The sequence below is a fragment of the Pseudomonas sp. NPDC086581 genome (genome assembly GCF_044746165.1).
In the GTDB taxonomy this organism is placed as follows: Bacteria; Pseudomonadota; Gammaproteobacteria; order Pseudomonadales; family Pseudomonadaceae; genus Pseudomonas.
This window is the reverse complement of record NZ_JBIVBR010000012.1, coordinates 65441-89904: the sequence shown is the minus strand read 5'-3', so window position 1 is coordinate 89904 and position 24464 is coordinate 65441. Positions and strand designations below refer to the sequence as shown.

Annotated in this window: 23 protein-coding genes; 17 read left to right on the top strand and 6 right to left on the bottom strand. The window is 66.1% G+C overall.

From position 1 onward, the window contains the following. The first annotated feature begins 31 nt into the window (after nt 1–31). Nucleotides 32–1078 carry an AraC family transcriptional regulator gene (locus ACIPK7_RS23140; protein WP_192434530.1) on the top strand — a complete coding sequence of 349 codons (1047 nt, stop codon included), beginning with the start codon at nt 32–34 and terminating at the stop codon, nt 1076–1078. 189 nt (nt 1079–1267) lie between these two features. On the opposite strand, the gene ACIPK7_RS23135 is transcribed toward ACIPK7_RS23140, so the two are convergent. Together ACIPK7_RS23135 and ACIPK7_RS23130 are read right to left on the bottom strand one after the other, a co-directional pair. Continuing rightward, the gene (locus ACIPK7_RS23135; RefSeq protein WP_024765484.1) at nt 1268–1684 is read right to left on the bottom strand and encodes a VOC family protein; all 417 of its coding nucleotides are present in this window, start codon (nt 1682–1684) and stop codon (nt 1268–1270) included. A gap of 17 nt (nt 1685–1701) precedes the next feature. After that, entirely contained in the window at nt 1702–2127 is a 426-nt protein-coding gene (locus tag ACIPK7_RS23130) for a YciI family protein (protein WP_192434528.1), read from the bottom strand. Nucleotides 2128–2369: 242 nt separating this feature from the next. On the opposite strand from ACIPK7_RS23130, the gene ACIPK7_RS23125 reads away from it, so the two are divergent. From ACIPK7_RS23125 to ACIPK7_RS23060, 14 genes are all read left to right on the top strand, one after another. After that, the gene (locus ACIPK7_RS23125; RefSeq protein ID WP_192434526.1) at nt 2370–3056 is read left to right on the top strand and encodes a hypothetical protein; all 687 of its coding nucleotides are present in this window, start codon (nt 2370–2372) and stop codon (nt 3054–3056) included. Nucleotides 3057–3091: 35 nt separating this feature from the next. Next, nucleotides 3092–3559 carry a YbaK/EbsC family protein gene (locus ACIPK7_RS23120; protein ID WP_192434524.1) on the top strand — a complete coding sequence of 156 codons (468 nt, stop codon included), beginning with the start codon at nt 3092–3094 and terminating at the stop codon, nt 3557–3559. 352 nt (nt 3560–3911) lie between these two features. After that, complete coding sequence (locus ACIPK7_RS23115) at nt 3912–5135, top strand: SfnB family sulfur acquisition oxidoreductase (protein ID WP_401090432.1); 1224 nt, start codon at nt 3912–3914, stop codon at nt 5133–5135. A gap of 151 nt (nt 5136–5286) precedes the next feature. Then, a complete protein-coding gene (locus ACIPK7_RS23110) occupies nt 5287–6657 on the top strand; it encodes an LLM class flavin-dependent oxidoreductase (protein WP_401090430.1) in 1371 nt (456 codons plus the stop codon). Next, complete coding sequence (locus ACIPK7_RS23105; protein ID WP_192434518.1) at nt 6657–7322, top strand: methionine ABC transporter permease; 666 nt, start codon at nt 6657–6659, stop codon at nt 7320–7322. The genes ACIPK7_RS23110 and ACIPK7_RS23105 overlap by 1 nt, the downstream gene beginning before the upstream one ends. Before the next feature lie 128 nt (nt 7323–7450). Further along, nucleotides 7451–8221 (top strand): MetQ/NlpA family ABC transporter substrate-binding protein, encoded by a 771-nt coding sequence (locus tag ACIPK7_RS23100; protein ID WP_401090428.1) that lies wholly within the window; start codon nt 7451–7453, stop codon nt 8219–8221. Nucleotides 8222–8395: 174 nt separating this feature from the next. Next, nucleotides 8396–9631 carry an SfnB family sulfur acquisition oxidoreductase gene (locus ACIPK7_RS23095; protein WP_401090426.1) on the top strand — a complete coding sequence of 412 codons (1236 nt, stop codon included), beginning with the start codon at nt 8396–8398 and terminating at the stop codon, nt 9629–9631. Nucleotides 9632–9640: 9 nt separating this feature from the next. Then, nucleotides 9641–10858 (top strand): SfnB family sulfur acquisition oxidoreductase, encoded by a 1218-nt coding sequence (locus ACIPK7_RS23090; protein ID WP_401090424.1) that lies wholly within the window; start codon nt 9641–9643, stop codon nt 10856–10858. Between the two features lie 295 nt (nt 10859–11153). Further along, entirely contained in the window at nt 11154–12551 is a 1398-nt protein-coding gene (locus tag ACIPK7_RS23085) for an LLM class flavin-dependent oxidoreductase (RefSeq protein ID WP_401090422.1), read from the top strand. A 20-nt stretch (nt 12552–12571) separates the two neighbouring features. After that, a complete protein-coding gene (locus ACIPK7_RS23080; RefSeq protein WP_192434508.1) occupies nt 12572–13369 on the top strand; it encodes a MetQ/NlpA family ABC transporter substrate-binding protein in 798 nt (265 codons plus the stop codon). A gap of 159 nt (nt 13370–13528) precedes the next feature. Then, complete coding sequence (locus ACIPK7_RS23075) at nt 13529–14590, top strand: methionine ABC transporter ATP-binding protein (protein ID WP_192434506.1); 1062 nt, start codon at nt 13529–13531, stop codon at nt 14588–14590. Next, entirely contained in the window at nt 14553–15227 is a 675-nt protein-coding gene (locus tag ACIPK7_RS23070) for a methionine ABC transporter permease (RefSeq protein ID WP_156160322.1), read from the top strand. Before ACIPK7_RS23075 ends, ACIPK7_RS23070 begins: the two co-directional genes overlap by 38 nt. A 151-nt stretch (nt 15228–15378) precedes the next feature. Then, nucleotides 15379–15942, top strand: coding sequence for a VOC family protein (locus ACIPK7_RS23065; RefSeq protein WP_225614963.1), 564 nt, complete (start codon nt 15379–15381; stop codon nt 15940–15942). A gap of 374 nt (nt 15943–16316) precedes the next feature. Then, nucleotides 16317–17246 (top strand): hypothetical protein, encoded by a 930-nt coding sequence (locus tag ACIPK7_RS23060; protein WP_192434504.1) that lies wholly within the window; start codon nt 16317–16319, stop codon nt 17244–17246. Nucleotides 17247–17289: 43 nt separating this feature from the next. On the opposite strand, the gene ACIPK7_RS23055 is transcribed toward ACIPK7_RS23060, so the two are convergent. Together ACIPK7_RS23055 and ACIPK7_RS23050 are read right to left on the bottom strand one after the other, a co-directional pair. Further along, a complete protein-coding gene (locus ACIPK7_RS23055; RefSeq protein ID WP_192434502.1) occupies nt 17290–18111 on the bottom strand; it encodes an alpha/beta fold hydrolase in 822 nt (273 codons plus the stop codon). A gap of 138 nt (nt 18112–18249) precedes the next feature. Then, entirely contained in the window at nt 18250–19149 is a 900-nt protein-coding gene (locus tag ACIPK7_RS23050) for a LysR family transcriptional regulator (RefSeq protein ID WP_192434500.1), read from the bottom strand. 115 nt (nt 19150–19264) lie between these two features. Between ACIPK7_RS23050 and ACIPK7_RS23045 the strand changes: the two genes are divergently transcribed. Beyond that, a complete protein-coding gene (locus ACIPK7_RS23045; RefSeq protein WP_192434498.1) occupies nt 19265–20257 on the top strand; it encodes an aldo/keto reductase in 993 nt (330 codons plus the stop codon). A gap of 67 nt (nt 20258–20324) precedes the next feature. Beyond that, entirely contained in the window at nt 20325–20792 is a 468-nt protein-coding gene (locus ACIPK7_RS23040) for a thermonuclease family protein (RefSeq protein ID WP_401090418.1), read from the top strand. A 3-nt stretch (nt 20793–20795) separates the two neighbouring features. Here the strand turns inward: ACIPK7_RS23040 and ACIPK7_RS23035 are convergent, their stop codons facing one another. Together ACIPK7_RS23035 and mgtA are read right to left on the bottom strand one after the other, a co-directional pair. Then, complete coding sequence (locus tag ACIPK7_RS23035; protein WP_192434494.1) at nt 20796–21602, bottom strand: ABC transporter substrate-binding protein; 807 nt, start codon at nt 21600–21602, stop codon at nt 20796–20798. Nucleotides 21603–21697: 95 nt separating this feature from the next. Beyond that, on the bottom strand, nt 21698–24415 hold the full coding sequence (gene mgtA, locus ACIPK7_RS23030) for a magnesium-translocating P-type ATPase (RefSeq protein ID WP_401090416.1): 2718 nt from the start codon (nt 24413–24415) through the stop codon (nt 21698–21700). Nucleotides 24416–24464 lie beyond the last annotated feature (49 nt).

The following is a 24464-nucleotide window of genomic DNA, read 5'->3' as shown; positions in this document are numbered from 1 at the left end:
GCTAGCACTAGACGACAGCTTGAGTCCGCCCATGCCCACAGCGTCCTTCGACATCGATTACGCCGCCCGCCAGCTGTTTCGCCACTTCCTCGACGAATGGCGCGCCCGCCCCGCCCTGCCGGCCCTGGCGCCGCTGCTAGGCGGCCTCGGCTTGCCCACTGGCAGCGAAGCGGCAGCCGCCGAGATGAACTTCGCCCGCTATTACCGGCTGCTGCAGCAGGCCGCCGGGCTGCTCGGCCCGAGCGACTTCTTCCTGCGCCTGGGCCAGCGCTACAACCTCTACGACCTGGGGGTGATCGGCTACGCGCTGATCAGCGCGGCCAACCTGCGGCGCTCCTGGGACATCTCCCTCGGCCAGCCGTCGAGCCTGATGCCACACCCAATCCACACCCACCGCGAGGAAGTCGGCGAGCACATCCGTCTGACGCTGCAGCTGCCGCCCTTCGGCGAGGTGGAGCGCATCGCCCTCTGCGAGGAATGGCTGAGCAGCACCTGGCGCTGGTTGTGCCAACGCCTGCCGGACCTGGAGAACTGCGCCGGCATGCAACTGCACCTGCCCTACCCGCCGCCGGTCCACGCGGCCTTGTATGGCGAGCTCTTCCCCGGCCCCTGCCACTTCAATGCCGGGCAGGCCGAGCTGTGGATGCCGAAGTCCTTCCATGACCAGCCCTTCTCCACGGCCAACCCGTCAGTGAGCCGGCTGTGCCAGGCCCAGGGGGCGGCCACGCTGGCCAGCTTCGAGCGTGGCCCGGCGTTGCCGGACGATGTGCGCTACTACCTGCTGCAGAATGCGCGCATCCCACTGCCGGACCTGGAGCAGACAGCCGCCTGGTTGCGCCTGCCGCCGCATACGCTGCAGCGCCGACTGCGCGAGCACGGGCTGACCTTCAAGGGAATCGTGCTGGAAGTGCGGATGGCGCTGGCCCAGCGTTACCTGCTGGCCAGCCGGATGGCGCTGCAGGAGATCGCTTTCCTGCTTGGCTATGAACACGTCACCAGTTTCCACCGGGCTTTCCAGCGGTTCACCGGGACGACGCCGGAGCGGTTTCGCGTAGCGGGTGGGATCTCGTCTGAGTGAAGCGATCACGGACAGAGTCCGCTTATTGGATAGCTCTGCGCTCGGATCGCCCCTCACCCTTTCCCTAGGGAGAGGGTTGGGGTGAGGGGAAGCACAAACACAGACCTATCCATAAAAAGACAGCTGCTCCGACGCCAGGATGGGCTTCCGCAGGATCGAAGTACGTCCGCGATCAGCTCCGGAGCGCGCTCAGGCCTCTTTCTCGCAGTTGATCATCCACGGCACCCCGAAGCGGTCTTCTACGGCACCGAACAGCTCGGCCCAGAAGGTCTGCTCCAGCGGCATGGTGACTTTGCCGCCCTTGCCGAGTGCCTCGAAGAGGCGCCGGGCCTCAGCCTTGGAGTCAACGTTGAGGGTGATCGAAACGCCCTTCACGCCTTCGTACTGACCGCATTGCGGGGAGGCGTCCGAGCCCATCAGCACGTGGCCGTCCACCTCCAAGCGCACGTGGATCACACGGTTCTTCAGCGCTTCGGGCATGTCCTCGCAGCCCGGCGCATCGGAGAAACGCATCAGTGCCGGCAACTCGGCGCGCAACACTTCGGCGTAGTAACGGAAGGCTTCTTCACAGTTGCCGTCGAAGACCAGATAAGCATTCATCAACATGGCGGTACCCTCCAGGCTCAGGATTTGCTGGCGATTTCGGCGCGCAGGCGCTCTTCCTGCTCGCGCAGCTCAGGGGTGAATTCGGCGCCGAAGTCCTCGGCCTCGAAAATCTGCCGGATCTCGATCTCGGACTCGCCGTCGAAGGGGTTGGGACAGCGCTTGACCCAGTCGACGCACTCCTGCAGCGACGCGGTCTGCATGATCCAGAAGCCGGCGATCAGCTCCTTGGTCTCGGCGAATGGGCCGTCGAGCACCTGCCGCGACGCGCCATCGAAGTGCACGCGCGCGCCTTTCGCGCTGGGATGCAGGCCTTCGCCGGCCAGCATCACACCCGCTTTCACCAACTCCTCGTTGTAGGCTCCCATGGCAGCGAGCAGCTCTTCCTTGGGCATCACACCGGCTTCGGAGTCGGCGGTGGCTTTGACGATCACCATGAAACGCATGGTCTTTCTCCTCTTGTTGTCATTTTCAGCGTGGCGGCCGGTTACTTCCGGTTCCTGACTAGTAGTCGAAAGGCGTGACGGTAGATCGACAGACCTCGCGAAAAAAATTTTCGAGCGGACTTACGGGGGCTTTGAGCATAGGTCGGGTCGGGGTTAATCGGCGGCGATATGGGAAATTTCGCAATGGACGCCAAGAACCCACGCATTTAGAACGTGCCACTCGGAAAATTCTCGGCATTCCCATGCACGTCCAGCTCATCCCCGTCATCGAAATGTTCTACCTGGTCGACTCCGTTCCCCTGCCGTCCCACGGGCCGTACTGGGAGCACGTGGCAGGCTGGCGTGATTACCATGAGCGCAATCTGCGGGCCAACGGCTTCAGCACACGACTTCGGCCGTATCTACCGGGCAGTGCGTTCCATCGTATTGCCGAGCTGAGCGACATGGATATTTCGCGGTTGATCCAGTTGCATTGCGCCGAGGGCATGGACGGCTCCGGGGACTGGCGCCAGGTTCCTCCGCTATCGGGCGGCTATGTGTTAAGGGTCGGCGATCTCGACGTCCTGTTCCCGCAATGCTGCAGCGACCTGGGCGACCTGCACAGCTGGAAGCGCATCGCCGCCGGCAAAGGGGCATACCTGTACAGCGGCCATCCCTCGCCCGATATCAACCACCACAACCAATCTGCCAGCTTCGATTTCAACGGACCGGGCGAGGCCTTCACACCGCCGCCGCCCCTGCACTCGGTCACGGTGCCGCTGTCCACGCTGACCCGCGCGGTGCAGGCGGCCGACCGCGAGCTGAGAATTTTCGCCGCCCGCCTGGAACTGCTGAACGCCAACCAGGCTATGGGCATACCTGACATCGAGACCCTGCTCATCCACGGACACCGAAAGCCCGCTCTGGACAGCTCCGCTCACGCTCCCTAGATTCAATCCTTTTCGCACGACACGGAGCATCGCCCATGAGCCTGGAATCGGTTCGCGCCTTCTTCGCCGAAAAGGCCCCCGACATCGCCATCATTGAGCTGGAAACCAGCACCGCCACCGTTGCCCTGGCCGCCGAGGCCCATGGCGTTGAGCCGGGCCGCATCGCCAAGACCCTGTCCCTGCGCGTCGGCGAACGCACTGTGCTGGTGGTCGCGCGCGGCGATGCGCGGCTGGACAACCGCAAGCTCAAGGAAGCGTTCGGCGGCAAGGCCAAGATGCTCGGCGCCGAGGACGTGGTAGCCCTGACCGGCCACCCGGTAGGGGGCGTCTGCCCGTTCGGCCTGGCGACGCCGTTGCCGGTGTATTGCGATGTCTCGCTGCAGGCATTCGACGAGGTGCTGCCGGCGGCCGGCGCGGTGCACAGCGCGGTAAGGATCGAGCCAAAGCGCATGGCGCAGCTGGTGGCGGCCGATTGGATCGATGTTTGTCAGGAATTGGCCTGAGATCGCCGGTCCACCTGCGGGAACAAAGTCTGTCTGCAAAAACCGCCGAACCGTGTGGTTCGCGAGCAAGCTCGCTCCTACAAGTCAGCCACGGCGCGCTCTTCGTAGGAGCGAGCTTGCTCGCGAACCCGCCGGACCATCCATGACCTGTCGATTACGCCCCTGCTCCAACGCTGTTGCTACAGCAACACCCGCCCAACACTTTGCTGTCTGCCCAGCGCCGCAACTGTTGGACAAAACTCTCAAACCACTGATTTAAAAGGATTTATATTTTCGGCACAGCTTGTGCAATGACCTGAACAGACAGACCCGAACGCCGGGTCGATTCATCTGCCGAGGTCGCTGTACTGCCATGCCCCAACTCCCCGAATCCGCCCATTACGACATCCGCGAACCCAACGCGCACCGGATCGGCTCCGACGCCGAGGCCATCGACGTCGCCCACAAGGTCGCCGCTTTCCTGCTCGAGGGCGCCGCCGAGCGCGACCGCAACCGCGAAGTCCCCCCGGAGGTTGTCGAGGTCTACTCCAACAGCGGCCTGTGGGGCATCACCGTGCCCCGCGAATTCGGCGGCGCCGAGGTGTCCTACGCCACCCTCGCCGAAGTCATCGCCATCATCTCCGCCGCCGACCCGTCGCTGGGGCAGATTCCGCAGAACCACTACTGCCTGCTGGAAGACATCCGCCTGCAGGGCAGCGACGAGCAGAAGCGCTTCTTCTTCGACCTCGCGCTCAAGGGCAACCGCTTCGCCAACGCGCTTTCGGAAACCGGCGGCAAGAACGTCCAGGACATCCAGACCCGCCTGCGCCAGGACGGCGACAGCATTGTCATCGACGGCCGCAAGGGCTACTGCACCGGCTCGCTCTACGCCCACTGGATCGGCGTGCTCGGCCTGGACGAGCAGAACAACGCCCAGCTCGCCTTCGTCCCGCGCGGTACGCCGGGGCTGGTGATCGTCGACGACTGGGCCAGCATCGGCCAGCGCACCACCTCCAGCGGCACTGTGCTGGTGGAAGGCCTGCGCGTGCCGGCGTTCAACGTATTCCCCACGCACCGCTCCTACGACGTGCCGACCCTGGCCGGCCCGTTCGCGCAGATCACCACCGCTGCCATCGATGCCGGCATCGCCCGCGCGGCGCTGCGCGACACCATCGCCTTCGTCCGCGAGCAGGCGCGCCCCTGGATCGACGCCGGCGTGGAGAAGGCCAGCGAAGACCCGCTGACCATCATCCAGGTCGGTGAGCTGGGCATCCGCATCGAAGCAGCCGATGCCCTGCTGGAACGCGCCGGCAAGGTAATGGACGCGGCCCGCCCGGCGCCGGACGAAGACAGCGTCGCCCGCGCCTCGGTCGCCGTGGCCAAGGCCAAGGTGCTGACCACCGAAGTCGCCATCGACGCCACGAACAAGCTGTTCGAACTCGGCGGCACCCGCTCCACCCTTGCCCGCCATGGCTTCGACCGTCACTGGCGCAACGCCCGCGTGCACACCCTGCACGACCCGGTGCGCTGGAAGTACCACCTGGTCGGCAACTGGCTGTTGAACGAAAAGCGTCCGCCGCGCCACGACTGGAACTGAAAACGGTGAATACGCCTGCTGCGCGAACCGATAGCTGCGTTGGGCGGTGCTCGCTCCTCGCCTATCAAACTCGATATGTCTCGTCGCTGCGCTCCGTCTGCCTTGCTCTCGGATTGCTCGCGACGGCCTATTCACCGTTTTGGTACCCGCTATGAAAGAAATCCGCCTCAACGCCTTCGCCATGAACTGCGTCGGCCACCTGTCGCCCGGCCTCTGGCGCCACCCGCGCGACCAGCAGGCCGCGCGCTACACCGACATCCACTACTGGATCGAGCTGGCGAAAACCCTCGAACGCGGCAAGATCGACGGGCTGTTCCTCGCCGACGTGCTGGGCGTCTATGACGTCTATCACGGCAACGCCGACGCAGCCCTGAGCGCCGGCGCGCAGGTGCCGGCCAACGATCCGCTGCAACTGGTCCCGGCCATGGCTGCGGCCACCGAGCACCTGGGCTTCGGCATCACCGCCTCGGTGTCTTTCGAGCACCCGTTCCCCTTCGCCCGGCGCATCTCCACGCTTGACCACCTGACCGGCGGCCGCGCCGGCTGGAACATCGTTACCTCCTACCTCAACAGCGGCGCGCGCAACCTGGGGCTGAAGCAGCAGCTCAACCACCAGCAGCGCTATGCACTGGCCGAGGAGTACCTGGAGGTCTGCTACAAGCTCTGGGAAGCCAGCTGGGAAGATGACGCGGTGGTCGCTGATCGCAAAACCGGCGTCTACGCCGACCCGCGCAAGGTGCATCCGATCGAGCACAAGGGCGAACACTTCGAGGTGCCCGGGTTCCACCTCAGCCAGCCGTCGCCGCAGCGCACCCCGGTGCTCTACCAGGCCGGTGCATCGAGTCGCGGCAAGGCGTTCGCCGCCGGTAACGCTGAGTGTGTGTTCGTCGCCGCGCCGACCAAGCGCATCCTCCGCGACCAGGTCGCCGATCTGCGCCGCCTCGCCGTGGAATCCGGGCGCCAGGCCAGCGACGTACTGGTGCTGAACCAGCTCACCGTGATCGTCGCGCCGACCGACGCAGAGGCCCTGGCCAAACTGGACGACTACCGCCGCTACAGCGACCGCGAAGGCGCCCTGGCACTGGTCTCCGGCTGGACCGGCATCGACTTCGGCCAGTATGCGCCGGACCAGGTGCTGCGCCACGTACAGAGCGACGCCATCCAGTCCGCGGTGGACGCCTTCAGCGCCGCCGACCCGGAGCGCCAGTGGACCGCCGCCGAGATCGCCGACTACTGCGCCTTGGGTGGCGACGGCCCGCTGCTGGTGGGTTCGCCTCAGACCGTGGCGGACCAACTGCAGGCCTGGGTCGAGGAGACCGACGTCGACGGCTTCAACCTCTCCAGCCTGGTGGCGCCGGAGACCTTCGTCGACATCGTCGACCTGCTGGTGCCCGAACTGCAGGCGCGCGGGCTGTTCAAGCGCGAGTACGAGCAAGGCACCCTGCGCCACAAGCTGTTCGGCCAAGGCGACCGCCTGCGCTCTCCGCACCGCGCCGCGAAGCTGCGACGAGGTGAACAGTAATGGACGGTTGGTTCCGCAACCTCGACTGGCACGACCTCGCCCAGGCTTGCCTGGACACCCTCGCCATGCTCGGCGGCGCGCTGGCCTTCACCGTGCTGCTGGGTCTGCCGCTGGGCGTGCTGCTGTACCTCACCGGCAAGCGCCAGCTGCACGCGAAACCCGGCCTGTACCGCGCACTGTCTGTGGTAGTGAACATGCTGCGCTCGCTGCCGTTCATCATCCTGCTGATCGTGCTGATTCCGGTCACCACGCTGATCACTGGCACGTCGCTGGGCGTCGCCGGGGCCATCCCGCCGCTGGTGGTGGGCTGCACACCGTTCTTCGCGCGGCTGGTGGAAACCGCCCTGCGCGAAGTCGACCGCGGCCTGGTGGAAGCTACCCAGGCGATGGGCGCCAGCACCTGGCAGATCATCTGGCACACCCTGCTGCCGGAAGCGCGCACCGGGCTGATCGCCGCCGTGACCGTCACCGCCATCGTGCTGGTGGACTACACCGCGATGTCCGGCGTGATCGGCGGCGGCGGCTTGGGCGACCTGGCCATCCGCTTCGGTTACCAGCGCTTCCAGACCGACGTGATGATCATCACCGTCGCTCTGCTGATTCTGCTGGTGCAGGCCCTGCAGATGAGCGGCGACCGCCTCGTCGCGCGCTACACGAGGCGCTGAATTCCCCGCCCACTCCCCGCCCGGGAGCGGCACTTACGATCCAGCCGCCGGCAGCCGGCCCCGCTGCCATCAAGGCCCCACGTCCACCCCACGACGGCCCACCCACTACTGTTCAAGGAGCAACACCCATGAAAAAGGCCATCGCCATCCTGGCAGCCGTCGTCGCCTTCTCCGCCCACGCGGGGGAGAAACTCGTGGTCGGCGCCACCCCGGTGCCCCACGCCGAGATCCTCGAATTCGTCAAACCGGAACTGGCCAAGGAAGGCGTCGACCTTGACATCAAGGTCTTCACCGACTTCATCCAGCCCAACCTGCAGCTCGCGCAGAAGAACCTCGACGCCAACTACTACCAGTACCGCCCCTTCCTCGATGACTTCAACAAGACCCGCCACACCGACCTGGTGCCGGTCGTGGGCATCCACATCGAGCCGTTCGGCGCCTACTCCACCAAGTACAAATCCCTCGCCGACCTGCCCGACGGCGCCAGCGTGGCCATCCCCAACGACCCGGTGAACACCGGCCGCGCCCTGGTGCTGCTCGCCGAAAGCGGCCTGATCAAGCTCAAGGACCCGACCAACCCGCAGTCCACCGAGCGCGACATCACCGAAAACCCCAAGCACCTGAAGATCCGCGAGCTGGAAGGCGCCCTGCTGGCCCGCGCGGTGAAGCAGGTAGACCTGGCGTTCATCTTCGCCAACTACGCGCTGGAGGCCGGCATCGACACCAAGAGCGCGCTGATCGTGGAGAAAGGCAAGGACCTCTACGCCGAGTTCCTCGTCGCCCGTCCGGACAACATCCAGGACCCAGGCATCCAGAAGCTGGCCAAAGCGCTGAATTCGCCGGAAGTTCGCCAGTTCATCCTGACCCGTTACAAGGGCGAGATTGCTCCGGCGTTCTGATCGAGTTCCGGAATCGGTCTGCTGCGCGTCGGCCATGCCGCGTTGGGCAGGGACTCGTAATGCTCATTCACTGGAGTGAACTGCGCTTCCGAGTCCCTGCCCGCCTTGCCTGGCTCTAGCTCGCAAGACCTTGGTCTCACAGGTGGCAACAAAAGCAAAAACAGAAGGCAACGCATGACCTACGAATCCGCACCCAAGGACCTTCGTGACCAGGCGCCCCGGCAACTCCCGGCGCGCCGCATCGACAATGACGCCCAGGCCATCGACGCCGCCCACGAAGTGGCCCGCCTGGCGAAACCCGGAGCCGCCGCCCGCGACCGCGAGCGCGCCCTGCCCTGGCGCGAGCTGGAGCATTTCACCGCCCTCGGCCTGGGCGGTATCAGCATTCCCCGCAAGTACGGCGGCGCGCAGGTCTCCTACGCCACTGTGGCGGAAGTCTTCCGCGTGATCTGCGCCGCCGACCCGGCATTGGGTCAGATTCCGCAGAACCAGTTCGGCCTGCTCAACGTGATCGACAACGTCGCCTGCGACGCGCAGAAACGCGTGCTGTTCGGCGGCGTGCTCAATGGCCGGCGTATCGGCAATGCCGGCCCCGAACGCAACACCCGCAACACCCTCGAACTCAAGGCGCGGCTGGTTCGCGATGGCGAGCAGTTCCGCATGAGCGGCGAGAAGTTCTACTCCACCGGCGCGCTGTTCGCCCACTGGGTCGCGGTGAAGGCTATCGACGAGGACGGCCGCGCGGTGATGGGCTTCGTCGAGCGCGGCGTGGAAGGCCTGCGCATCGTCGACGACTGGTCCGGCTTTGGCCAGCGCACGACCGCCAGCGGCACCGTGCTGTTGGACAACGCCCCCGTCGCGGCTTCGCTGGTGATCCACAATGGCCGCCTCGCCGATGTGCCGAATATCCAGGGCGCCGTGTCGCAACTGATCCAGGCCGCCATCGATGCAGGCATCGCGGCGAACGCCGTGGAAGACGCCATCGACTTCATCCGCACGCGCACCCGCCCCTTCATCGACGCCAACGTCGAGCAGGCCAGCGAAGAGCCCTTCACCATCGCCGAGATCGGCCGCCTTCAGGTCGAGCTCCACGCCGCCGAGGCGCTGCTGGAGCGCGCTGGCCACGTGCTCGACGAGGTCAGCGCGCGGCCCATCGACGACGAGTCCGCCGCCCGCGCGTCCATCGCCGTGGCCGAGGCCAAGGTGCTGACCACCGAGATCAGCCTGGCCGCCAGCGAGAAGCTCTTCGAGCTGGCCGGCAGCCGCGCCACCCTCGCCGAATTCAACCTCGACCGCCATTGGCGCAACGCCCGCGTGCACACCCTGCACGACCCGGTCCGCTGGAAGGTCCAGGCGGTCGGCGCCTACCACCTCAACGGCGCCCGCCCCGCGCGTCATTCCTGGATTTGAGGAGCGCCGATGAACAGCCTCGTACAATCTCCCCTGCAGAAGAGCAGCCCCATCCACACCATCCGCAGCGACGACGAAGCCCTGGACGTCGCCCGCGCCCTGGCCGCCGACTTCCGTGAAGGCGCCATCGCCCGCGACCGTGAACGTCGCCTGCCCTGGGACGAACTGGAACGCTTCAGCCGCTCCGGCCTGTGGGGCATCACCGTGCCCCGCGAGTACGGCGGCGCCGGGGTTTCCCGCGTCACGGTGGCCCGCGTGATCGCGATCATCTCCGCCGCGGATGGCTCGCTGGGACAGATTCCGCAGAACCACTTCTACGCCGTCGAACTGTTGCGGGTGAATGGTAACGAAGAACAGAAAGCCCGCCTGTTCGCCGAGGTGCTGGCCGGTGTGCGCTTCGGCAATGCACTGGCGGAAATCGGCACGCGCACCGCTCACGACCGCACCACCCGCCTCAAGCGCGAGGACGGCCAGCTGCGCATCCACGGCCGCAAGTTCTACTGCACCGGCGCGCTCTACGCGCAACGCATTCCGACCCTGGTGATCGACGATGACGGTATCCATCAGTTCGCCTTCATCGCGCGCGACAACCAGGGCGTGGAGGTGATCGACGACTGGTCCGGCTTCGGCCAGCGCACCACCGGCAGCGGCAGCGTGGTGTTCGATGGCGCGCCGGTGAACGAGGACGACATCGTGCCGTTCCAGAGCGCCTTCGAGCGCCCGACCACGGTCGGCCCCTTCGCGCAGATTCTCCATGCCGCCATCGATGTCGGCATCGCCCGTGGCGCCTATGAAGATGCGCTGGTTTTCCTGCGCGAAAAGGCGCGGCCGTGGATCGACTCGGGCGTGGACAAGGCCTGCGACGACCCACTGGCGATCAACGAAATCGGCCGCCTGGCGATCCGCCTGCACGCTGCCGAAGCGCTGCTGGATCGCTCGGGCCGCGTACTCGACGCCGCCACCGCCGAGCCGACCGCCGAGAGCATCGCCGCCGCGTCCATCGCCGTGGCCGAGGCGCGGGCGATCACCACCGAGGTCTCGCTGCTGGCGGGCTCCAAGCTGATCGAACTGGGCGGCAGCCGAGCCAGCCTCGCCGAACTGGGCCTGGACCGCCACTGGCGCAATGCCCGCGTGCACACCCTGCACGACCCCGCGCGCTGGAAGTACTTCGCGGTGGGCAACTACTACCTCAACGACCAGTTGCCGCCGCGCCGGGGGACGATCTGATGCCCCGCATCTTGCGCCAGCAAGAGCCCCTCACCCTAACCCTCTCCCGGAGGGAGAGGGGACCGATCGGTGCAGGGAGAAACCACAGCATCAGCCGGCACGGCCTGCTCCCTCTCCCTCCGGGAGAGGGCTGGGGTGAGGGGAAAACGCTCGCTCCAGTCGTCCCCGGAATCAGCACCGTAGGGCGCATAACGCCCAGGGCGTTATCCGCCAAGGCGGCGGATAACCCGTTCCGGGTTATTCGCTCTGCGGCTGCCACCGAGCCGTTTCCGAGCCGCGCGCGCAAGGATTTTCCATGACCCAGAAGCAGATCCTCCTCAACGCCTTCAGCATGAATTGCGTCGGCCACATCAACCACGGCCTGTGGACCCACCCCCGCGACCGTTCCAGCGACTTCAACAAGCTCCGCCACTGGACCGACCTCGCCCGCCTGCTGGAGAAGGGCCTGTTCGACGGCCTGTTCCTCGCCGACATCCTCGGCGTCTACGACGTCTACCAGAACGGCATCGAGCTCACCGCGAAAGAGGCCATCCAGCTGCCGGTGAACGACCCGCTGATGCTGGTCTCGGCCATGGCCGGCGCCACGCAGCACCTGGGCTTCGGCGTCACCGCCAACCTCACCTACGAGGCGCCCTACCCCTTCGCCCGCCGGCTCTCCACGCTGGACCACCTGAGCGATGGCCGCATCGGCTGGAACATCGTCACCGGCTACCTGGAAAGCACCGCCCGCGCCATGGGCCAGGAGCGGCAGATCGACCACGACCGCCGCTACGACCGCGCCGACGAATACCTGGAGGTGCTCTACAAGCTCTGGGAAGGCAGCTGGGAAGACGATGCGGTGCTCGCCGACCGCCAGCGCCGCGTCTACGCGCAGCCAGGCAAGGTGCACAAGGTCCGCCACCACGGCGAGTTCTTCGATGTCGAGGGTTACCACCTCAGCCAGCCGTCGCCGCAACGCACGCCGTTGCTGTTCCAGGCCGGCGCGTCCAATCGCGGGCTGGCCTTCGCTGCGCGGCACGCCGAGTGCGTGTTCGTCTCGGCACAGACCCGCGAAGCCACCCGCGTGCTGGTGGACCGCATCCGCCAGGCAGCCGTGGATGCCGGTCGCCGCGCGGACGATATCAAGGTGTTCATGGGCATCAACGTCATCGTCGCGCCGACCGAGGCCGAGGCTCGCGAGAAGCTCGCCGAGTACCGCCGCTTCGCCAGTGCCGAGGCGGGTCTGGCGCACTTCGCCAGCACCACCGGCATCGACTTCTCGCGCTACGCGCTGGACGAGCCGATCCGCTACGAGAAGACCAACGCCATCGAGTCCGCTACCAAGGCCCTGACCGTCGCCCGCACCGACGCCACCGTGCGCCAGCTGCTGGAGCAGTTCACCCTCGGCGGCCGCTACACCACGTTGGTGGGCGACTCCGTGCAGGTGGCCGATGAGCTGCTGGGCTGGATCAACGAGGCCGGCCTCGACGGCTTCAACCTGACCCGCACCGTGGAGCCGGAAAGCTACGCCGACTTCATCGACCTCGTAGTGCCCGAACTGCAGAACCGCGGCGCCTACAAGACCGCCTACGCCCACGGCACCCTGCGGGAAAAACTCTTCGGCGCCGACCGCGCCCGACTGCCCGCGCGGCACGTCGGCGCGAGCTTCCGCCAGGCAACCGCCACTGGAGCGACTCCAGCCTTCTCCGTTTAAACCCATAAGGATTCGTTGCCATGCATGCACGCTTCAAGCTTTCCCTCGGCCTCTCCCTGGGCCTCCTCGCCGCCGGCCTCGCCCAGGCCGCCGACACCCTGCGACTGGGCACCACCGCCGCCTTCGCCCCGCCGCTGGAAGTGGCGGTGAAGGAAGCCGCCCAGCAGGGCCTGAAGGTCGAGTTGGTGGAATTCACCGACTGGAACGCGCCGAACATCACCCTCGACCACGGTGACATCGACGCCAACTACTTCCAGCACACGCCCTTCCTGGAAAACGCCAATCGCGAGGGCGGCCTGCACCTGAAGGCGTTCGCACCGGGGATCATCAACAACGTCGGCCTGTACTCAACCAAGTACAAGGCCATCGCCGACCTGCCCGATGGCGCCAAGGTCGCCATCGCCAATGACCCGATCAATGGCGGCCGCGGCCTGCAGCTGCTGCAGAAGGCCGGGCTGCTCAAGCTCAAGGATGGCGTGGGTTACAAGGCGACGCTGGACGACATCGTGGCCAATCCGAAGCACATCCAGATCATCGAGCTGGAGGCCGTGCAACTGGTGCGCGCGCTGGACGATGTGGACCTCGCCCAGGGCTACCCGCACTACATCCGCCTGGCCGGGACCATCGATCCGAACAGCGCGCTGCTGTTCGACGGCATCGAGAACAAGGAATACGTCATCCAGTTCGTCACCCGTGACGACTACAAGGACCCGGACGGCAAGCTGAAGAAGTTCGTCGATCTCTACCAGCACTCGCCGCAGGTGCGCGCCGCGCTGGACAAGGCCCACGGCTCGCTCTACCAGCCGGGCTGGCAGTAACCACTGCCGGCGTCCGCCCCCTCAACGGTCGCGCGCCCATTCGTAGGGCGCATAACGCGCCAGCGTTATCCGCCGTGCAGCCGCCGGCGGATAACCTGTTCCAGGTTATGCGCCCTACGTTCTGACCGCACCTTTGCACCAACAGAACAGGCCCCCACCATGGTCAGCTTCAACCGCAATCTCGAACTCGCCACCCAGCACATCGCCCTGCGCGGGCTGGGCAAGACCTACGCCGGCCATCACGGCCCGGTGGAGGCACTCAGCGACATCGAACTCTCCGTCCGCCGTGGCGAGGTGTTCGGCATCATCGGCCGTAGCGGCGCCGGCAAGAGCTCGCTGATCCGCACCCTCAACCGCCTTGAGCAACCCAGCGTCGGCCAGGTACTGATCGACGGCGAAGACATCGGCGCCTTCGACGCTCAGCAACTGGTCGGCCTGCGCCGCCGAGTCGGCATGATCTTCCAGCACTTCAACCTGATGTCGGCCAAGACCGTCGCGCAGAACATCGCCCTGCCTCTGCGCGTGGCCGGCGTGCCCAAGGCGCGCATCGCCGAGCGAGTGGACGAGCTGCTGCAGCTCGTGGGCCTGGAAGACAAGCGCCACGCCTACCCGGCGCAACTCTCCGGCGGGCAGAAGCAACGCGTCGGCATCGCCCGCGCGCTGGTGCACCAGCCGGAAATCCTGCTCTGCGACGAGGCGACCTCGGCGCTGGACCCGGAGAGCACCCAGGCCATCCTCGCCCTGCTGCGCGACATCAACCGCCGCCTCGGCCTGACTATCGTGCTGATCACCCACGAGATGGCGGTGATCCGCGAAATCTGCGACCGCGTGGTGGTGCTCGAACGCGGGCGCATCGTCGAGCATGGCGACGTCTGGGAAGTCTTCGGCAACCCGCAGCACGAGGTCAGCCGTACCCTGCTCGGCTCGCTGCAACAGCACCTGCCGCCGGACCTGCTGGCACGGCTGGAGCATCCCTCGGACAATGAAGTCATCCTCGACCTGCACTACACCGGCGCGCGCGAACAGGAGCCGGACCTGCTGGCTATCGCCCAAGCCCTCGGCAGCCGTATCAGCCTGCTGCACGGCGGCATCGAGCGCATCCAGGGCCGCGCCCTCGGCCGCCTGCTGCTGAGCGTCGCCGCGCCTGCCTCCAGTGCCCCGCAACTGCTCGAACGTGCCCGCGATGTCGCCGATCGCCTGGAGGTGCTCACCCATGCCTGATCGCCTGCTGCAAGGCCTGCTCGATACCCTGCTGATGATCGGCGCGTCCTCGGCCATCGTCCTGCTGGTGGGCATCCCGCTGGCCCTGGTGTTGGTCACCACCGGCCCCGGCGGGATCTTCCAGGCGCGCCTGCTCAACCAGGGCCTGGGCAGCGTGGTCAACGTGCTGCGCTCGATCCCGTTCCTGATCCTGATGGTCGCATTGATCCCCTTCACCCGGCTGATCGTCGGCACCAGCTACGGCGTGTGGGCGGCGGTAGTGCCGCTGACCATCGCTGCCACGCCATTCTTCGCGCGCATCGCCGAAGTCAGCCTGCGCGAGGTCGACCACGGCCTGATCGAAGCAGCCCAGGCCATGGGCTGCCAGCCCCGGCACATCATCTGGAACGTGCTGTTGCCCGAGGCGCGGCCGGGCATCGTCGCCGGCTTCACCATCACCCTGGTGACCATGATCAACTCCTCCGCCATGGCAGGCGCTATCGGGGCCGGGGGTCTCGGCGACCTCGCCTACCGCTATGGGTACCAGCGCTTCGACACCCAGGTAATGCTCACCGTGATCATCCTGTTGGTAGCGCTGGTGACCCTGATCCAGTTCGGCGGCGACCGCCTGGCGCGCTGGCTCAACAAGCGCCTGTGACGTTCGTCGGCTGAAATCCGCACGAGTCTGCTGCCACGCGGGTTGCGTCTAACCAGACAACACACCCGCCCCTCCATGCCCCGGCACGGCTTGTGGATGCGTGGCGTCCCTGCTCGTAAGAGAGTGTCCGCTCACCGCGCAGATGTTGCCCATGGCCAATCCCCTCTCCACCCAGGGTATCGTGCATGCCGCCATCAGCCTGGTGCCACTGGCCGCCAGTGCAGATGGCAGCAATGGTCGCGTCGCTGGCACTGGTGGTCGGCGTGATCTACCAGTTCTACCGCATCCACCGTCGGCGCATGCCACCGGCACGCCCGGCACACAGAGCGGCTATGCTGGCGGACTCCAGCCACGGAGTTCTGCCATGACCGTCCGCCGCATCGTCGCCAACCTCGCCACTGGCAAGCCTGCCGACGTCGCGCGTTTCTACCGCGAGCTGTTCGACCTGGACGTGGTGATGGACCACGGCTGGCTGATCACCCTTGCCAGCGCCGACAGTGCGCTCGCACAAATGAGCCTGGCCAGCGAAGGCGGCTCCGGCGCACCAGTGCCGGACCTGTCCATCGAGGTGGACAATCTCGAGGAGGTACACGAACGCGCCGTCGTGGCCGGCCATGAAATCACCTATCCGCTGACTATCGAGCCCTGGGGCGTGCGCCGGTTCTTTCTGCGTGATCCGCTGGGGACGCTGGTAAACGTGCTGGAACACCGCTGACAGCCCACCGTTCGTCACCCACGGCGCCACAAATCCGCTCAGCCCAGCAAAACATCGACCACGACCTAAACTGCTACTGGGCGCTCGTCAGCTACCCACGGGAGAGCGGGCCAGGCAGTCCGACGCCCGAGCCAGCGCAAGCATTCCGCGTGAGTACCGCCATGTCAGAGCCGCTCGAATTCTCCTCCTCCGCGCCGTCCGTGTCCTTGCAGGCACAGATGAATACCCAGGCTCCGGCCCTGCCGCAGCGGCTGCCCGCCATGGCACGGGTTCGCCAGTTCACCGCGCGTCTGGGCAGCCTGCTTGCACCGCGGCCCAGTCCATCTCCCCTGATACAGCCGGGCGACTCGAAGCAACAGCCCCAGGAGACCACCATGAGTATCCGCAACTCCAAGGAACCGGCTGAAGGCGCCGGCCAGCCCGATCCACAGCGCCCATTCGCCAATCCGGATGATCACCTGTCGCAACTCTACGACCTGCCTCCCGGCCAGTTGCCGGACTTCCCCGGTGCCGCCCCCGACCAGTCCTCCGGCTATTCGCCAGGCGTCACCGACTACGCCCTGAAACAGCAACAAAGCGCGCAGCACACCCTGGATCAGCTCAACCAGTTGAACGAGACCCTGCATCAGGAGGCGAGCCGGACCAGCAGCGAGCCCGTTACCGCGCCCGTCAGCTCGCTGGGCTCGGCAGATCATTTGCTGGCAGAAGCCCTGTCACCGCAGGCCAGCGACACCGAGAACGTCCTGCTGGACGTGCAGAGCACCCTGGATTCCCTGGCCGGCATGGCCCAGGGGTTGTCACAGCAGCGGCTGGATTCCATCAAAGAGCGCGAGACGCTGGACGCGCGCCACGAACAGGCCGATGAGCGCGAGCGCCTGCTTAATGAGCGAGAGGAAGCCTTGCGCCAATGGGAGCAACGCCTGCAGCAGGAGAAGGCCGCGCTGGCCCGACTGGGCGAACAACAAGCCGCTACGCTGGCCGAACGCAGCGCCACCCTGCAGTCGCTGGCGGAGACCGTCGACAGCCGCGACCGCGCCACCGCCAAGCGTTCGGAGGTACTGCAGGCGGAGCAGGAGCAACTGGAGAGGAAGCTGGCGCAGATGCGTGTCCGCCATACCGAGCTCGATGGTCGCGAGACGATGCTGCAGCAGAAGGACCACGAGCTCACCGAACGCTTCAAGCAGTTGGTGGACGCCAAGGAGCGCTTCAGCGCCATCGTCCGCAGCTTCAACGAGACCGTGCGCTTCAACACAGCGTTGAGCGCCATCAACAAGACTGTCGGCGGGCAGTCCAGCGATCGCTGAAGCCTTGCGAAAGCCGGGGCCAGGCGGCCCCGGCGACTTCGCTTCAGCGATTGAGGAAACCCAGCAGGTCCTCGTTCACCTGGTCGGCCATCGTGACGCACATGCCGTGCGAACCGCCCTTGTAGACCTTGAGCTCGCCCTTCTGCACCAGCTCCACCGAACGCTGGCCAGCAGCGCCGATGGGGACAATCTGGTCGTCGTCGCCGTGGAGGATCAGCGCCGGCACGTCGATCTTCTTCAGGTCCTCGGTGTAGTCCACTTCGGAGAATTCGCGGATGCACAGGTAAAGGCCCAGGTGCCCGCCCGTCATGCCCTGCAGCCAGAAGTTGTCGATCACACCCTGGGACTGCTTCGCACCCGGCCGGTTGTAGCCATAGAACGGTATTGCCAGGTCCTTGAAGAACTGTGAGCGGTCTTCCTTCACGCCCTTGCGGATGCCGTCGAACACATCGATCGGCAGCCCGCCCGGGTTGGCGGCGGTCTTGAGCATCAGCGGCGGCACCGCTCCGATCAGCACGGCGCCGGAAAGCCGCTTGGTACCATGACGGCCAATGTAATGCGCTACCTCGCCACCGCCGGTGGAATGGCCTACCAGCGTGGCAGACTTCAGATCGAGCGCTTCGATCACCGCCGCGAGGTCGTCGGCGTAGGTATCCATGTCATTGCCCTTGGCAGGCTGGCCCGAGCGGCCGTGACCGCGGCGATCATGGGCGATGACCCGGTAACCCTTCTGCACCAGGAACAGCATCTGCGCGTCCCAGGCATCGGCGTTGAGCGGCCAGCCGTGGGAGAACACCACCGGCTGCCCGCTGCCCCAATCCTTGTAGAAGATCTCAGTGCCATCTTTCGCTTTGACGAAGCTCATTTGGTCGTTTCCTTCAGGGAATGGTTGAAAAGAAACGCCGCAATTTCAGCGACTACGGACCGCTCTACGGCGGCCTTTAGCATAGCCAGCGCAGTGACTCGGGCAGCTGTGCCCGACGGCTTTCCGACGAGCGACCGCTCAGCCGATGCCGGCCGCGAACAAGCCGCCGAGCCAGTCGGAGAACACCCGCAGACGCCGCGACATCTGCCGGCGCACCGGGTACAGCACGCTGACCGGCAGCGGCGGCGGCTGCCAGGCGCGCAACACTTCCACCAGCTCACCGCTGGCCAACCCCTCGTTCAGGTGATAGCGCGGCGCCTGGATCAGGCCGAAGCCGGCGCGGCAGGCGGCGATGTAGGCATCGGCGTTGTTCACCGCGATCCGACTGGGCAACCGCTGGGTGCGCAACCGGCCGTCGAAGCGAAACTCCAGGTCGAAGATGCGTCCGCTGGAGGCTGATTGGTAATTGACCGCGAGATGTCCTTCGAGGCGGTCCGGATGCTCGGGCAAACCGAACTCCTGCACGTAGGCGCGGCTCACGCAGGTCAGTTGCTCCAGCTCGGCGATGCGCCGACCGACCAGGCTGGAGTCCGGCAGCTCGCCGGCGCGCAGCACGCAATCCACGCCCTCGCGCACCAGGTCCACCTGGCGGTCATTGAGGCTCAGTTCGAGCTCGATCTGCGGATAGCGCCGGCAGAACCCCGGTAGCGCCGGGATAACCACCAGCCGCCCCAACGAGCTGGGCAGGTCGATACGCAGCTTGCCGCGCGGGTTGTCGGACGAATTGGAGAAGCAGTTTTCCGCCTCCTCCAGGTCCTCCAGCAGACGCACGCAGCGCTCGTAGTAAGCCTGGCCATCGGCGGTGACGCTGACCTGCCGCGTGGTGCGGCGCAGCAGTTGCACGCCCAGGTGCGTCTCCAGTTGCTGGATCAGCTGGGTCACGCTGGCGCGCGGCATCTGCAGACTGTCCGCCGCCTTGCCGAAGGCCTTGAGTTCGACGATGCGGGTGTAGACCTGCATGGCCTGCAAGCGGTCCATGGTGCACTCCGATTATTCATCCAGGCCGAATAGTTAAACCGCAATCCGCCGGTTTATCCACGCCTGACAAACAACAAGAATGGTCCTACCCCTGACCCACCCTGGAGAATCCCGCATGAAGACCCGCCGCCTGGGCTCGCAAGGCCCCGTCGTCTCCGCCATCGGCCTCGGCTGCATGGGCATGTCCGACTTCTACACAACCGGCAGCGATGAAGCCGAATCCATCGCCACCCTGCACCGCGCGCTGGAGCTGGGCGTCACCTTGCTCGACACCGCCGACATCTATGGCCCGCACACCAATGAGGAGCTGCTCGGCCGAGCCCTGAAAGGCAAGCGCGAGCAGGTCTTCCTCGCCACCAAGTTCGGTATCGTGCGTACCCCGGACCAGCCGCAGGTGCGCGGCGCCAACGGCAGCCCGGAATACATCCGCCAGGCCGTTGAAGGCAGCCTGAAGCGCCTGGGCACCGACCATATCGACCTCTACTACCAGCACCGCGTCGACCCCAAGGTGCCCATCGAGGAAACCGTCGGTGCCATGGCGGAGTTGGTGAAGGCGGGCAAGGTGCGCTATCTGGGCCTGAGCGAAGCCTCGGCAGAAACGCTGGAGCGCGCGTACAAGATCCACCCGATCACCGCGCTGCAGAGCGAATACTCGCTGTGGACCCGCGACCCGGAAGAGAACGGCGTGCTGGCCGCCTGCGAACGACTGGGTGTTGGTTTCGTCCCCTACAGCCCATTGGGCCGCGGCTTCCTCACCGGAGCGCTGAAGAGCCCGGATGATTTCGCCGAGGACGACTACCGCCGCTCCAGCCCGCGTTTCACTGGCGAGAACTTCGCGAAGAATCTGCTGCTGGTGGACAAGGTCGCCGAGCTGGCCGCCGCCCGTGGGGTGAGGCCCTCGCAACTGGCGCTGGCCTGGGTGCTGACGCAGGGCGAGCACCTGGTACCGATCCCCGGCACCAAGCAGCGCAAGTACCTGGAAGAGAACGTCGCCGCCGTGGACCTGGCACTGACCCCGGCAGAACTGCTGGAACTGGACGCGATCTTCCCGGTCGGTGCGGCCGCTGGCGGTCGCTACAGCGAACAAGTGTTGGCGCTGATCCAGTAAAAGCTCTGCAACGGGGCTCCGATGGACGCTCCCAGCGGTTATGCTGGGGAGGTCCACCGGAGGCTCCATGCGATTCGTTCCCGCCGCACTGCTCGTATTTTCCTTCCTTCCCCTCGCCGCCTACGCGGATGAGGAATGCCAGGTGACGGCCGTGTTCAGCGGCGATCAACTGACCTGCCAGCGTGCGGACGGCGGCGATACCACCATCCACCTGCGCGGCGTCACCGCTCCCGAACTGGAGCAGCCCTTTGGCCAGCGCTCCCGCGCGGCCCTGGTGCAGCTCGCACTGGGCAAAAGCGCCACGCTCAAGCACGCCGAGCAGTTGCCCGACGGCAGTCTGCGCGCGGCGGTCTGGATCACCCCGGCGGAATGCCCGAACTGCGGCCACACCCTGGATATCGGCCGGGCACAGCTAAGCATCGGCCTCGCACGCTGGCGGCAAAGCGACGCGCAGACACCTGAGGAAGTCGGTCAGTACCAATTCGAGGAACACGAGGCCAAGGCGCGACGCACCAATCTCTGGCGCAAGCCCTGAGCGTCAATTGCTGACGTAGTGCTGCAGGATGCGCCGGTCCTCTCCCTCTTCCACCAGCATCTTGAGCGTCTGCGCATAGCGACGGACAAAGTCCTCGTCCTGGGTGCGCTTGCTGAAAGCGACTTCCGCCGACTCCGCTGACACCACCACTCCGGTGGGCTCGATACGCCTGGCCAGCCCCAGCTGCTGCAGCTCGTACTGCCCACTGTGCTCGTCGGCGATGATGCCGTCGATGCGGCCCTTGTCGACCATGTGCCAGAGGTTGCTGCGGCTGGGGTTGAAGAACACCCGCGCGGCGTAGCCCGGGTCGGCCATCAGTTGACGGTAAGGTTCGCCGTAAGACACATCGATCTGCGCGCCGAGGCGAAAGTCGCGGCCGGGCAGGTCGGAAAGCTGTCGCAGACTGTCGAGCTGGGGCAGACCGCGACGGACGAAGAGGATGTTGCGCGAGGGTGGCAACACCGTGCCGGAGAACCAGGCGTAGACCTCGCGCTCGGGCTTGCGGAAGGCGCCGGGCAGCACGTCGAGGCGGCCCAGCTCCAGCTCCTTGAGCGCTCGCGCCCAGGGCAGCTTGATCATCCGCACCTCGCAACCCAGGCGCTCCAGCACGGCACGGTTCAAATCGACATAGAGCCCGCCGACGCGGCCATCGGGCAGTTGCATGCTGAAGGGCGGGTCGTCATCCCAGCGCAGGGTCTTCTCGCAGGCGGCCAGCGGCACGCTGGCCAGTGCCAGACCCAACAGGACCAGGCGCTTCAGGCGCGCATGCGGAGGCAACGGCAGGCGATGGGCTTGCGAAGGCAAGATCACGACTCACAGCAGGAGAAGACGGATGCCGTGAGTGTAGTGAACCCGGCACTCGCGTGACCAGCGATGATCGGGTTCGCACGTTGGTTCCGTTTCGCTCACTGCCAGCCATAGCGCCGGGCGAACCAGCCCTTCACCGTCTGGGTCAGCGCCATGTAGCCCAGCAGGATCGCTGCCAGCCACGGCCAGTAGCCCAGCGGCAACGCCTCCATGCGGAAGGAATGCGCCAGCGGCCCCATGGGCAGGGAGATCGCCACCGCGACTATCACCAGGGTCATGCCCAGCAGCGGCCAGGCGGCGCGGCTCTGCAGGAAAGGGATGCGCCGGGTGCGGATCATGTGCACGACCAGCAATTGCGAGATCAGACCTTCGACGAACCAGCCGGACTGGAACAGCGTCTGGTGCGCCGGTGAATTCGCACCGAACACGTGCCAGAGCACAAGGAAAGTGGCGATGTCGAAGATCGAGCTGATCGGCCCGAAGAACACCATGAAGCGCCCCAGTCCATCCGGGTTCCACTGCTGCGGCTTGCGCAGCAGTTCGTCGTCGACATGGTCGAAGGGAATGGCGATCTGCGACAAGTCGTAGAGCAGGTTCTGCACCAGCAGTTGCAGCGGGAGCATCGGCAGGAACGGAATGAAGGCGCTGGCCACCAGCACGCTGAACACATTGCCGAAGTTGGAACTGGCGGTCATGCGGATGTACTTGAGCATGTTGGCGAAGGTGCGGCGCCCTTCGATCACGCCCTCCTCCAGGACCATCAGGCTCTTTTCCAGGAGGATCAGGTCGGCGGCTTCCTTGGCGATGTCCACCGCCGAATCCACCGAGATGCCGATATCCGCCGTGCGCAGGGCCGGCGCATCGTTGATGCCGTCGCCGAGGAAACCGACCACGTGGCCGCGCTCGCGCAGCACCCGCACCAGGCGCTCCTTGTGGCTGGGAGTGAGCTTGGCGAACAGCGTGGTGCGCTCGGCCAGTTCGCCCAGCTCGGCGTCGTCGAATTCGTCCAGTTGCGGGCCCAGCAGCACGCCTTCGACCAACAGCCCCACATCACGGCAGACCTTCAGGCTCACGCGGTCGTTGTCGCCGGTCAGCACTTTCACCGCCACGCCATTCTCCGCCAGCGCCCTGAGCGCCGGGGCGGTGGTTTCCTTGGGCGGGTCGAGGAAGGCTATGTAGCCGGCCAGGCACAAATCACTCTCGTCGGCCACGCCATAGACATCGCGGGTGGGCGGCAGCTCACGGGTGGCCACGGCGACCACCCGCAGGCCTTCCTGGTTAAGCCCATCGGCCACCGCGCGGATGCTCTCCAGACGCGCCCCGGTGAGCGGCTCGACGCCGTCGGCGGTCTCCACCGTGGTGCAGACCGACAGCACCTCCTCCAGCGCGCCCTTGCAGATCAGCAGGTGGTTGTCCTCACGTTCGCTGACCACCACCGACATGCGCCGGCGGGCGAAGTCGAAGGGAATCTCGTCGAGCTTGCGGAAGCGGCTGTCCACCTTCAGCGCATGGCGCAGTTCGACGTGCTCGAGGACGGCGACATCCAGCAGGTTCTTCAGCCCGGTCTGGTAGTGGCTGTTGAGGAAGGCCAGCTGCAACACGCGGTCCTGCACCTGGCCAAAGGCGTCGGTGTGGCGCTCGAGGACGATGCGGTCCTGGGTCAGGGTGCCGGTTTTGTCGGTGCAGAGGATGTCCATGGCACCGAAGTTCTGGATGGCGTCCAGGCGCTTGACGATCACCTTGCGCCGGCTGAGCACCACCGCGCCCTTGGCCAGGGTCGAGGTGACGATCATCGGGAGCATTTCCGGGGTCAAGCCGACGGCGATGGACAGCGCGAACAGCGCGGCCTCCAGCCAGTCGCCCTTGGTGAAGCCGTTGATCAGCAGGACCACCGGCGCCATCACCAGCATGAAGCGGATGAGCAGCCAGCTGACCCGGTTGACGCCGGTTTGGAAGGCCGTCGGCGTCGGATCGCTGGCGATCACCCGCTCGGCGAGGGAACCGAAATAGGTGCGCGGGCCGGTACCGATCACCACCGCAAGGGCCGAGCCGCTGACCACCGTGGTGCCCATGAAGCACAGGCTGTCACGCTCCAGCGGATTGCCCTGGCGGGCGTCGCGCAGTTGGGCGAACTTCTCCACCGGCAGCGATTCGCCGGTGAGCGCGGCCTGGCCGACGAACAGGTCCTTGGCGCTGAGCAGGCGTACGTCTGCCGGGACCATGTCGCCCGCCGACAACCACAGCACGTCGCCGGGAACCAGCTCGCGGATCGGCACTTCCACCCGCAGCGCGGGGCCATCGCCTTCGGCACTGCGGAACACCGTGGCGGTGTTGCTGACCATCGCCTTGAGCTTCTCGGCCGCACGGTTGGAGCGCTTCTCCTGGATGAAGCGCAGCAGCGTGGAAATACCCACCATGCTGCCGATCACCACCGCGGCCTCGACGTCTTCGGTGAGCCAGGAAATGGTCGCCAGTACGGTGAGCAGCAGGTTGAAGGGATTGCAGTAGCAGTACCACAGGTGCATCCAGGCGCCGATGGGGCGGTCCTGGTCCACTTCGTTGAGCCCGTCGCGCTGGCGGCGTTCGCCCGCCTCGGTCTCGTTGAGGCCGTCACGTCGACTTGCAAGGCGCTCCAGCACCGATGTCGGTTCCAGCGCGGACCACTCCAGCAACCCCGAGGTCAGTGCATTGGGCGCCTGCCTCCCGGCCGCCGAACCACGCAGCAGGTCGCGAGCGGCCAACCGGCGCAGTTGACGGGCCGGGAAGCCCTTGTTGATGAATTCGAGCAGGTGGGTCCTGATGAGGTCCAGGCGCATGATGACGTTCCCCTTGTGCGCACATCGTCCGGCGGCGGTGGGGAGTCTG